We start from the raw sequence: 12062 nt of genomic DNA, 5'->3' as shown, positions 1-12062 counted from the left end.
GGCCACGCCCTGGTGGAAGACCTGTTCGAGGAACAAGACCGCGCCCGCGTGCGCCTCTATTACATGACTCTGAGCGGTTCATTCGTCGCGCTGTCGCCGTTGATCGGCTCCTGGCTGCAAACCACCTTCGACTGGCAAGCCAGCTTTTACGGGTTCGCCGTGATGGCACTGGGCATGTTGGTCCATGCCCTCTGCATCCTGCCGTCCAAGTCCGCCAGCCCGCAACGCACGCCGGTGTCGATCATCGGCACGCTGAAAGCCGTCGCCCGCAATCGCGACTTCCTGCGCTACTGGTGGATCGCCGCATTGGTATTCGCGTGCTATTTCGCCTTGATCAGCGTGACACCGCTGATTTTCATGGATGCGCTGAAGCTCTCCGAATACCAGTACGCGATGGTGCTGATGGTGTACGGCGTGGCCTATCTGCTGGGCGGCGTGGCAGCCTCGTACCTGCAAAAGCGCATCACGCTGTCCCGGCAGATCAATATCGGCCTGGGGCTGCTGCTGGTCGCCGGCGTGCTGTTGACGCTGATCGTCAGCCTGGACGCCATCACCACTGTGACGTTGCTCATCCCGATGTTGATCAGCGCCCTGGCCGTGACCCTGGTTCGCCCGGCGGCGATTTCTGCAGCGATGCTGCTGTTCTCAAGCAGCGCGGGCACTGCTGCCTCGGCGGGGAACAGCATCATGTTCCTGACAGCCGCCATCAGCAGTGCCGCCCTGGCGCAGACAGGATCCAACCTATTGATGAGCATCGCCCTGAGCTTCATCGTCTTCAGCCTGTGGGGCTGGCTGACCAATGCCAGAACCGGACGCTGACCCACCCGCACGTCCCGTAGCCGCTATCTTCACGGTTTCGGCCATTCCCTCCAGGCGCCAGCGGTGTAGAATCGGCCCTATTCATCGCCAGTCATCCCCCGGCGGGTTTATGAGCTCGAGGCCCAAGCACGCGGCGATCCCGCGACGCGAGAGGCAACTTCCGGACACACGGCCATTTCTGAGTGTTCCAGACGTCAATAGAAGCTCACTCCCCTTTGATACCGATTAGCCGCCCGGAGTGCTCCATGCCAGATTACCGCTCGAAAACATCCACCCACGGCCGCAACATGGCCGGCGCGCGCGCACTGTGGCGTGCCACGGGGATGAAAGATGACGACTTCAAGAAGCCGATCATCGCGATTGCCAACTCGTTCACCCAATTCGTACCCGGCCACGTCCACCTCAAGGACCTGGGCCAGCTGGTCGCCCGCGAGATCGAACGCGCCGGCGGTGTCGCCAAAGAGTTCAACACCATCGCCGTGGATGACGGCATCGCCATGGGCCATGACGGCATGCTGTATTCCCTGCCGAGCCGCGAGATCATCGCCGACTCCGTGGAGTACATGGTCAACGCCCACTGCGCCGACGCCATCGTGTGCATTTCCAACTGCGACAAGATCACCCCCGGCATGCTGATGGCCGCCCTGCGCCTGAACATCCCGGTGATCTTCGTGTCCGGCGGCCCGATGGAAGCCGGCAAGACCAAGCTCGCTTCCCACGGCCTCGACCTGGTCGACGCCATGGTCATCGCCGCCGATTCCAGCGCTTCTGACGAGAAGGTCGCGGAATACGAGCGCAGCGCTTGCCCAACGTGCGGCTCGTGCTCCGGCATGTTCACCGCCAACTCGATGAACTGCCTGGTGGAAGCCCTGGGCCTGGCCTTGCCGGGCAACGGCTCGACACTGGCCACCCACAGCGACCGCGAACAACTGTTCCTGCAGGCCGGCCGCACCATCGTCGAGCTGTGCAAGCGCTACTACGGCGAGAACGATGAGTCGGTGTTGCCGCGCAACATCGCCAACTTCAAGGCGTTCGAGAACGCCATGACCCTGGACATCGCCATGGGCGGTTCCACCAACACCATCCTGCATTTGCTGGCCGCCGCCCAGGAAGCCGAGATCGCGTTTGACCTGCGCGACATCGACCGCCTGTCCCGCCACGTGCCACAACTGTGCAAAGTTGCGCCGAACATCCAGAAGTACCACATGGAAGACGTGCACCGCGCCGGCGGGATCTTCTCGATCCTTGGCTCGCTGGCCCGTGGCGGCCTGCTGCACACCGACCTGCCGACCGTGCACAGCAAGTCCATCGCCGAAGGCATCGCCAAGTGGGACATCACCCAGACCGACGACGAAGCCGTGCACACCTTCTTCAAGGCCGGCCCGGCCGGCATTCCGACGCAAACCGCATTCAGCCAGTCGACCCGTTGGGACACCCTCGACGACGACCGTGAAAACGGCTGCATCCGCAGTGTCGAGCACGCCTACTCCCAAGAAGGCGGCCTGGCCGTGCTGTACGGCAACATCGCCCTGGACGGCTGCGTGGTGAAAACCGCCGGTGTGGATGAGTCCATCCACGTGTTCGAAGGCCGCGCCAAGATCTACGAAAGCCAGGACAGCTCGGTTCGTGGCATCCTCGCTGACGAAGTGAAGGAAGGCGACATCGTGATCATCCGCTACGAAGGCCCGAAAGGCGGCCCGGGTATGCAGGAGATGCTGTACCCGACGTCCTACCTGAAATCCAAGGGCCTGGGCAAAGCCTGCGCCTTGCTCACCGACGGCCGCTTCTCCGGTGGTACCTCGGGCCTGTCCATCGGCCATGCTTCGCCGGAAGCCGCAGCCGGTGGCGCGATTGGCTTGGTGCAGGACGGCGACAAGGTACTGATCGACATTCCAAACCGCTCGATCAACCTGTTGATCAGCGACGAAGAACTGGCGGCACGCCGGGTCGAGCAGGACAAGAAAGGCTGGAAGCCGGTGGAGAAGCGTCCGCGCAAAGTCACCACCGCATTGAAAGCCTATGCCCTGCTGGCCACCAGTGCCGACAAGGGTGCGGTGCGTAACAAAGCGATGCTCGACGGCCTGTAAGCCTCGCCCATGAAAATGCCCCGCCAAGTGCGGGGCATTTTTTTGCCTGGCGTTCTGACGCTGTAGTTTTTCATACGCCGGCCGATAACAGGCGCATCTGTATTCTCAAGGACCTTACCCGCATGGATGCTCGCTCTTCCGCTCTACGCCCAGCTGCATGGGCGCTTTCCCTATTGGCGTTGGCCGGTTGCAGCTCGCTGCAAAAGCCTCAGGTGGACCCAGGCCTGGCACTCTTCAACGAAGCCATGACACTGCCGGCGCTCGACTACACCATCCTGCGCAACGGCGACAGAGTCGCGTACTCCGTCGATTTGCAGCAAAACCCGATCTCTGTGCAGTTCGACGCCTATTGCACACAAGGTCCTGGAAGGATGCTCTACCCCACGCGCACGGGCCTGCGGGCATTTACTCCCTCACCGGCAACAGGCGTCGACCTGCCGGCGGCACAGGCCCAACAACTGCAGCAAAGCGCTCAATTGCAGAGCGTATGCAAGGCACGTCCCGTGCCCGACTGGCGGGTGCTGCAAACCTCTGCCGATCAGGGCTGGCTGCTGATCGACCGTAACAGCGTGCAGCAGCAAGGCAGTCAGATATCCGCCTGGGTCGCACAGGATTACCTGCACTATCAGGTCGCCAAGAACGCATCGTTGTTTACTCAACGGCAGGAGCGGCTGACCCTGGATTGCACACAACGCACCATTACGTTGATGAGCCAGTTCAACCTCGATGAAACGCGCCAGATGATCAACGGCGAAATCCGTCGACAATTCAAGCCGCAAGCCTTGGAGCAAGCTTCCGGCGAACATGCCCAGCTCTTCAAGGCTCTGTGCCAGGCGCCGATGGAGCTGGCCCAGTTACCCGCTTTCAAGGCGCGCCAGGCATTGCCACCCGCTGCCAGCGCAACGAATGCCAACCCAGCCGTACTGGCGGCCATCCGAGCGCTCGGCCTGCCTGCGCCAACCCGCACCCTGAGCGAGCTGGCCTACGACTATGACGCCGTGCTCTTCAACAACACCCGCGTGGGCGACCAGACCAAACAGACATTCATCAGTGTCGACAACGCATCGGGCCAGACGCTGGTACAAACGCGCGACTCGGCACTCGGCTTTAACCAGGAGCTGACCTTCCAAGGCCTATTCGATCTGGACAGCCAAGGTCTGGACCGCAAAACCGGCAGTGACAAGGTGAAGACCCGCCTCTTGGTTGGCCTGAGCTTTCAAGGCGATTGGCGTAACTTGCCCCTCGCCAGTGAGGTGGGCTACACCCAGACATGGTCAAAATCCATCAACCCCGATGGCAGTCCTTCGCCAGAGAACAGCGAGCCAAGAACCGTGACCTGCAAGGTCGCTCGGGAAATCCCGGCTGCCACCCTCACCCCGGACCTGAAGGGACAAGCCAAGGTACTCGACTGCGTTCAGATGAAAGGTTGGACTTATCAGGCAGCCTACCTGAGCGACTATGGGCTGTTCATCAAACTGCATGAGAACGCGTTGGTTGCGCAATGGAACTGGCATTTGAAATCGGTGAAGTGACCCCTTGTATAGGCGCCGGGTTCTAGAACTGCGGCTTGTACGTCACGCTGAACATCATGTTTCGCGGGTCGCCGAAGTAGTTGTTGCCTACCAACTGGCTGTAGGACGGGATGTAGTAACGCTTGTCCAAGAGGTTGTTGAAGTTCACCGCCAAGGTGACTTCATCACTGGCATCGTAGGCGACTCGGGAATTGAAAATTGCAAAGCCGGCCTGGCCAAAGTTGCGGTCAAAGCTGGTGGTCGCCGTCTGTGCGTTGACCCCTGCACCCAGGCTGACACGGTTGAAATCCCCCGGTAGTTTGTAATCGCCCCAGATCCGCAGCATGTGCTTGGGCACCGCCGTACTGAAGACCTTACCCTTCAGTTCGGTGTCTTTCAAAAACACCGTGGTGTTGTAGGTATAGCTACTGCTGACCTGCAAACCCGGCGCCAATTGGCCGCTGACCTCAGCCTCCAGCCCCTGGCTGCGCACCTTGCCCGAGGCGGTGGAGCAGTACCAGCCACTGCAGGCGTTTGGTCCATCGATATCGGTGCTGAAGTCAGTGACGGCGCGGTTTTCGTGGATATAGCGGAACAGCGCAAGGGATGTATTGAGACGTCCATCCATCAACTCCCCCTTGATCCCCACCTCATAGTTGCGCCCTTCGATCGGCGGCAGACCGGTCTTTTGCTGGGTCAACTGGGTTTGCGGGATGAACACCTCCGCGTAGCTGCCATACACCGACCACTGGTCGTCCAGTGCGTACACCAGGCCCGCAAAGGGTGTGACCTTGCCATTGCTCTTGACCGAGTTTTTTTCACCACCCTCCTGATACTCACGGGCATAGTAGTTGTCTTGGTCGAAGGCGAAGTCGTACCAACTGGTACGAGCGCCGAGAATCAATGTCAGAGGCTCCGTCAGGTTGATCCGCCAGGTGCCGTAAAGACCTTTTTGGGTGATGTCATAGGTGCTCAAGGCCAAGTTGGCGCGATCAGCAATGCTGTTATAGGTCGGTTGTGGTCGGTGATGGTCGATGGCACCGATATCGGCTCCCGGCGTGAACGCACGGGCATAGCCGTCATCCGTGTTGTACTTGGAATAGTTGCCCCCCAGCACCAGGCTCTGCTTGAACGACAGCGCTTCAAAATCTCCGCTGACATAGGCGTCGAACCCGCGGTTCTTGCCATAGAAATCTGTGGAGTAGTCAGCGTAGTTACCGCTGCGCGTTGAGCCGACCGGCACCGCACCCACGATAAATTGATAAGTGGCTTCATTGGATTCATTCATCGCCAGCGCGGAGGCGTTGAATTTCCAGTGATCGTTAAAGCGGTGCTCAAGATCCAGGTATACCGCCGTCTGATCGTTGAACGAGCGGTTCCAACTTGCTCCCGTATAGGTCGAACGTGACACATCCAATGCACTGCCATCGGTGTGACGCGGCAAGGCGATCAAATACGGACGGCCATGGCTCTTTTTATTGCTGAAACCGACCCCCAGGGTCGTGTCATCGTCCAAGTCGAAGTCCAGCGCGCCGTACACGGTCTGCTCCCAATTCCACACGTAGTCGGTGAAGGAGTGGCCCTTCTCATAGTTGACCACGGCGCGGCCACGGATCGTCCCGGCCTCGTTCAATGGGCCGCCCACGTCCGCCTGGGTCGCATACCGGTCCCAACTGCCAGCCTTGGCGCTCAAGGTTACAGTCGGTGCAGCCTGGGGACGCTTGCGCACCAGATTGATTGCCCCGCCCGGGCTGTTGGCGCCTTGCAGCAGGCCAGCAGCACCACGCAGGACTTCCATGCGGTCGTAGATCACCATGTTCTCGGTGATGTAGCTACCCAACGCATACACGTTACGGGGTACCGGCACGCCATCGTATTGCAGCGATTCAATCTCGAAGCCACGCGCAAACATGAACATCCCGGGCCCTGGCGACTTGACCGACGCCATGCCCGGCACCGCTTCAATCGCTTGGGTCAGGGTGGTTATGTTCTGGTCATCCATCGCTTTGCGGGTCAGCACACTGACCGATTGCGGGATGTCCTTGAGCTTTTGCGTGCCCTTGCCGATGGTCACGGCTCCGGTGGTGTAAGAACCGCTGCCTTCGGTGGTCGTCCCCAAGTGGTCAGCGCTGATGGTGGTGGCGCCGACTTCGAGGGCACTGCCAGTGTCTACGCGCTTTTCCAGGGTGACGGTGTCGGCATTGATGAACGCCGCGCTCAGCCCTGTACCTCCCAGCAGCAAGCCCATTGCCTCGCGCTGCCCCAAGTGACCGCTGACACCTGGCGACACCAGCCCCTGGGTCAACTCACCATTCACCAGCACCTGCACCCGTGTCAACGCCGAAAATGCCGCCAGCGCACCGTCCAGGCTCTGCCCCGGAATGTCGAATCGGTAGGTCTGGGCCTGGGTGGTTTCGGCGGCCTGCAGGTACAGCGGCGCAGTGCCGCAGGCCATGGAAATGGCCAGTGCCAGCAAGGGCCGTGCGGCGAATCGGTGTGCCATGGATAGTGCTCCCCGGTGCAAAAAGTCTGTGATCGGCGCCGCACTACTTGAGAGTGCTTACTATTTACGCCTCAGTGATCAAGGACGATGGCTTGCGGGGAAACCCTGAAAATATTTTGCAAAAGTTGCCGCTAAGAGGCTTTGCCTTCGCGCAACACCAGTAAATACGGGGTGTAGTGCTCAGCGCGCAGGTTGAGGGTGTATTCCAGCGCTTTGATCACGGCCTCGGGTTTGTCGATCTCGAACACGCCGGACACCACGCGATTACGCAGCGAATCGCCCAGCACCAGGGTCGTGCCAGGCCAGTAGCGGTTCAACTCGCTGACCACTTCCGACAGCGGCTGTTGGCGAAACACCAGTTGTCGCTGGCGCCAGGCAAAACCGCTGGCCGCATCGAAACCGTGCACCTCGGCAAGGCGCTCGCCCTGATATTCCACGGCCCGTCCCGGCTCCAGGTAGACCGGCTCACCGGCGCCCGCGCTGACCTGCACCTTGCCCTGCGCCACTTGCACGCGCGTCTGCGCATCCCGCCTTGCCACGCTGAACTGGGTGCCGACCACCTTCACCCAGCCCTCGCCGGACTGCACCACGAAGGGCCGCGCCGGGTCTTTGGTCACGCTGAAAAAACCTTCCCCGCGCAACAGGCGGATCTGACGCTCACCGCCGCTCATGCGTACCTGAACAGCACTGTCAGTGTTGAGCTGCAACTGGGAGCCATCGGCCAACTCGACCGTGCGCGACTCGCCGGTGCCGGTGGCATAGTCCGCGCGCAGGCGGTCGAGCCAGGGCGTGTGCTGCACGTTCAACCCAACCGTCAGCAGCACCGCAGCGGCATAAGCCCAGCGCCGCGCGGGTTTGCGCCACGCGGCCTGCTCGGCGCGGCGGATCAGCCGTGCCGGTTCACGCAAACCACCGAGCATCGCCTGCACTTCCTGCCAGGCGTTGTCCTGGGGCTGGCCCTGCCCGAGCCAGGCGGCAAAGGCGTCCATCTCGGCCGGGGTCACGTCCTCGGCCTGCAAGCGGAAATACCAGGCGGACGCTTCTTCGAACAACACGTCGGCAGGGGGTAACGCAGTCATGACCGACGTCCTTGTGTGTCGCAGGCGAGCCGCGTCTTGATGTAGGCGCGGCATTCAATCAAGGCGCGACGCAGTTGGTATTCCACGCTGCGTGGGGTGATCGACAGGCGTTCGCCAATCTCGCGGTAGGAAAGTTCGTCGACATGATAGAGCAGGAAGATCTGCCGAGTCGCTTCGGGTAACGCCAGGATGGCGTCCTGCATCAGTCGCTCCTGCTGGTAGGCGGCCAGTTGTTCGTCGGCACCGGGGTTGCCGCACGGCAGCTCTTCGCTGGGCTCGCCGGCATCCAGGCGCTCACGGCGGATGGCCTGGCGCTGGTGATCGCGCACCAGGTTGCTGGCGATGGTGAAGAGGAAGGCTGGCAGGTTGTCGATCTTCTCGCCGGAATCCAGGCGTGCCAGGCGCAGGAACGATTCCTGGGTCAGGTCGGCGGCCACCTGAGCGCTGCCGGTGCGGCGGGTGACGAAGGCTTCGAGGGCTTTCTTCTGCTCCGCGAACAGGCGCGCGATCTGCGAATTCCAGGAGGACACAGCACTACCTTGAGAAGAACCGAGGGTTCAGGAAGTGCGCACGCTAGCAGAGGATGAGATTGGTTCGCAATTGATATCTATTTTTGCTGTGACCTTTGGGGTGTCAATCAGATAGCTATCGGGGGCAAGCCCCCTCCCACAGTTGACCGAGTTCACACTGTCGAAATGTGGGAGGGGGCTTGCCCCCGATCAAAGCCACCTCGGACTTATTGGATTTCGTCAGGCTTGACGATCACCCAGTTCTTGTCCGCCGTTACCGGCAACCCTTCCTTGGCCTGCGCCGCCGCGTGCTTGGCGATCATGCCGTTGAGTTGGGTCATGTACTTGTCCTTGCGGTTGATCCACAAATGCACGCCGCCCTTGGCCACGTCTACATCGTGAAACAGCATGTAGCCATCGCTGGTCGGGGTGTCGCCACCCACCAGTACCGGCTTTTTCCATTCGTCGATGTAAGTGAGGATCGCCGCGTGCTTGCCGGCCATCCAGGTCGCCGGGGTCCACAGGTAGGGCGTGAGTTCCAGGCCGAGGTTGGCCTTCTCGTCATACTTGCCGGCGGTGATCTGTTTGCGCGCGGTGGTCAGCTCGCCGGTCTTGCGGTCCTTGAGCAGGGTGGTCACACCGATGACGTTCTCGGGCTTGACGTTGTAGCCGTACTTCGGATCGGCGGCGACCATGCGCACCAGCTCTTCGGAAGCAGCGGTCATCACGTAGACCTCGATGCCGTTTTCCATCAGCTTGTTGTACAGCTCGGCCTGGCCGGTGAAGACTTTCGGCGGTTGCACCTCGGACTTCTTAACCGCGTCACCTTCGAAATAGGTAACGGGCACGGGCTTGCCAGAGGCCATCAGCTCATCGACCTGCACCTTGAGTTCCTTGAGGGTGAACCCCGAGAACACCTGGGCAACCCACGGGTAGCAGACCATGTCGTCCACTTCGCAGAGGCGGTAGTAGTAGCTGAACAGACTTTCCTTATGGTCGGCGGTGTCTTTGAACGGCATAAGCTTGAGCGACGGATCGAGGCTGTCGCGGGTGATCAGGCCCTTGTTTTCCATGTAGGGCAGCAGGGACTCTTCGAGGTCATAGCGGTAGCTGGTGTTGTCCATGTCGAACACCGCGAAATTGCCCTTGTTGGCGTTGGCGGCGATCATTTTGTTCAGTTGCTCGGCGGCCGGGGCCGGCCAGTGTTTCAACTCGGTGGCGGCCATGGTTGGTCCGGCAAGGCCAATGCACAACGCGGCGGCAAACAATCTCGAAGCGAGCTTCATATGCGTTTCTCCCTGAGTGAAAAACATCGACGCTAACAAATCCCTGTGACAGTTATCGCCCGAGCACGACCGCTTGCGTCGTGATCGCGCCAATGGCATGTGCCTGAGCGTCAAAGGCTTATTCCAAAAACGACAGTCACCATTCCATATCGGTATTAAATCAATATATTTCAAGCTGTTAGGCTTTCCGGTTCGCAATCGCAGGCTCGCGCGATTGGCTGCCTTCTCAACGGAGCTTCAATGAATCTGCCCCTGATTCTCAACTTACTGGTGTTCGTGGCCCTGTTGCTGGGCCTGGCACAAACCCGTCGCACAAACTGGAGCCTGGCCAAGAAGGTGCTGTTTGCCCTCGTCCTTGGCGTGGTGTTCGGCACCGTGCTGCACACGATCTACGGTGACGGCAACCCGGTACTCAAGGCCTCCATCGGCTGGTTCGACCTGGTGGGTAACGGTTACGTGCAATTGCTGCAAATGATCGTGATCCCGCTGGTATTCGCGTCGATCCTCAGCGCCGTCGCCCGTCTGCACAACGCCTCGTCCCTAGGCAAGATCAGCTTCCTGACCATCGGCACACTGCTGTTCACCACTGCGATTGCGGCGCTGATCGGTATCGGCCTGACCAACCTGTTCGGCCTCACCGCCGAAGGCCTGGTGGCCGGCACCCAGGAAATGGCGCGCCTGCAAGTGATCCAGAGCGATTACGCGGGCAAGGTCGCCGACCTGAATATCCCCCAACTGCTGCTGTCGTTCGTGCCGGCCAACCCGTTCGCCGACCTGGCCCGGGCCAAGCCGACCTCGATCATCAGCGTGGTGATTTTCGCTGCGTTCCTGGGGGTCGCGGCGCTGCAACTGCTCAAGGATGACGTGGAAAAAGGCCAGAAAGTCCTCAACGCCATCGACACCCTGCAAGCCTGGGTAATGCGTCTGGTGCGCCTGGTAATGAAGCTGACGCCGTATGGCGTATTGGCGCTGATGACCAAAGTGGTCGCCGGTTCCAACCTGCAAGACATCATCAAGCTCGGCAGTTTCGTGGTGGTGTCGTACCTGGCCCTGGGCCTGATGTTCGTGGTGCACGGCCTATTGCTGTCCCTGGCCGGGATCAACCCGCTGCGCTTCTTCCGCAAGGTGTGGCCGGTGCTGACCTTTGCCTTCACCAGCCGCTCCAGTGCGGCGGCGATCCCGCTGAGCATTGAAGCGCAGACCCGCCGCCTGGGCATCCCGCAATCCATCGCCGGGTTTGCTGCCTCGTTTGGCGCGACCATCGGCCAGAACGGTTGCGCCGGTCTTTATCCTGCGATGTTGGCGGTGATGGTCGCGCCTACCGTGGGCATCAACCCGCTGGACCCGCTGTGGATCGCGACCCTGGTGGCAATTGTGACCTTGAGTTCGGCAGGCGTTGCTGGCGTGGGCGGTGGCGCAACCTTCGCCGCGCTGATCGTACTGCCGGCCATGGGTTTGCCGGTGTCACTGGTGGCGCTGCTGATTTCCGTAGAGCCACTGATCGACATGGGCCGTACGGCGCTGAACGTGAACGGTTCGATGACGGCAGGTGCGATCACCAGCCAGGTCATGGGGCAGACGGATAAGGCGTTGTTGAATGCGGATGAGCATGCGGAATTAGCGCAAGCCTGATAGATAGCAATCGGGGGCAAGCCCCCTCCCGCACTTGACTGGGCTCACACGGTCAACATGTGGGAGGGGGCTTGCCCCCGACGCTTTTAGGCTTTTTCCCAGACTTCGAAGTTGTACGCCGGCTTATCACCTTCAGCTGGATTCTCCAGATTGGAAACCAACTTCCACTGGCCCCGATCAAACTCTGGAAACCAGGCATCCCCCTCCGGGCTCAACGCCACCCGCGTCAAATACAGGCGATCCGCCTGCTCCAGCCCCTGCGCATACAACTGCGCACCGCCAATCAGCATCAGCTCGTCAACACCTTGCGCCGTTGCCCATTCCTCAGCGCGCTCCACCGCGGCCTCCAGAGACGGAAAAACTTCCGCACCTTCCAGCGCCAGATCGGTCTGACGGCTAACCACCAGGTTCAAGCGCCCCGGCAGCGGTCGGCCCAGGGAATCCCAGGTCTTGCGCCCCATGATGATCGGCTTGCCGAGCGTGGTGGCCTTGAAGTATTTGAAATCCCCCGGCAAATGCCAGGGCATGCTGTTGTCGACGCCGATCACACGGTTTTCACCGAGGGCTGCGATCAGGCTTAAAGGGAGAGTTTTTTTCATGGCGACGAGAATACCAGAGCCCCGAGCCAGGGGTTAT

The 12062-nt window shown here is 60.8% G+C and carries 8 protein-coding genes and 1 pseudogene; 4 read left to right on the top strand and 5 right to left on the bottom strand.

Features of this window, described 5'->3' with window-relative positions:
* From NL123_RS01790 to NL123_RS01780, 3 genes and pseudogenes are all read left to right on the top strand, one after another.
* Positions 1 to 819, top strand: a pseudogene (locus NL123_RS01790) (MFS transporter); the annotation flags it as partial.
* A gap of 245 nt (positions 820 to 1064) precedes the next feature.
* Entirely contained in the window at positions 1065 to 2906 is a 1842-nt protein-coding gene (ilvD, locus tag NL123_RS01785) for a dihydroxy-acid dehydratase (RefSeq protein ID WP_071494495.1), read from the top strand.
* 122 nt (positions 2907 to 3028) lie between these two features.
* On the top strand, positions 3029 to 4438 hold the full coding sequence (locus NL123_RS01780) for a surface-adhesin E family protein (RefSeq protein ID WP_248485125.1): 1410 nt from the start codon (positions 3029 to 3031) through the stop codon (positions 4436 to 4438).
* 22 nt (positions 4439 to 4460) lie between these two features.
* Here the strand turns inward: NL123_RS01780 and NL123_RS01775 are convergent, their stop codons facing one another.
* From NL123_RS01775 to NL123_RS01760, 4 genes are all read right to left on the bottom strand, one after another.
* Entirely contained in the window at positions 4461 to 6920 is a 2460-nt protein-coding gene (locus tag NL123_RS01775; protein WP_494357115.1) for a TonB-dependent siderophore receptor, read from the bottom strand.
* A 131-nt stretch (positions 6921 to 7051) separates the two neighbouring features.
* The gene (locus NL123_RS01770) at positions 7052 to 7999 is read right to left on the bottom strand and encodes a FecR family protein (protein WP_494357114.1); all 948 of its coding nucleotides are present in this window, start codon (positions 7997 to 7999) and stop codon (positions 7052 to 7054) included.
* Entirely contained in the window at positions 7996 to 8529 is a 534-nt protein-coding gene (locus tag NL123_RS01765) for an RNA polymerase sigma factor (protein WP_248485130.1), read from the bottom strand. The genes NL123_RS01770 and NL123_RS01765 overlap by 4 nt, the downstream gene beginning before the upstream one ends.
* 206 nt (positions 8530 to 8735) lie before the next feature.
* Positions 8736 to 9734: a haloacid dehalogenase-like hydrolase gene (locus NL123_RS01760; protein WP_166794295.1), complete on the bottom strand. Its 999-nt coding sequence runs from the start codon at positions 9732 to 9734 to the stop codon at positions 8736 to 8738.
* Between the two features lie 300 nt (positions 9735 to 10034).
* Here NL123_RS01760 and NL123_RS01755 point away from each other — a divergent pair, with 300 nt between their 5' ends.
* Positions 10035 to 11426, top strand: coding sequence for an L-cystine transporter (locus NL123_RS01755; RefSeq protein ID WP_028618333.1), 1392 nt, complete (start codon positions 10035 to 10037; stop codon positions 11424 to 11426).
* Between the two features lie 86 nt (positions 11427 to 11512).
* Here NL123_RS01755 and NL123_RS01750 read toward each other — a convergent pair whose 3' ends face one another.
* Entirely contained in the window at positions 11513 to 12025 is a 513-nt protein-coding gene (locus NL123_RS01750) for a dihydrofolate reductase (protein WP_248485134.1), read from the bottom strand.
* Positions 12026 to 12062 lie beyond the last annotated feature (37 nt).

Source organism: Pseudomonas sp. FBCC-B1565, from assembly GCF_059133265.1.
The sequence above is the reverse complement of the archived record's forward strand: the minus strand, read 5'-3'. Positions and strand labels throughout refer to the sequence as shown.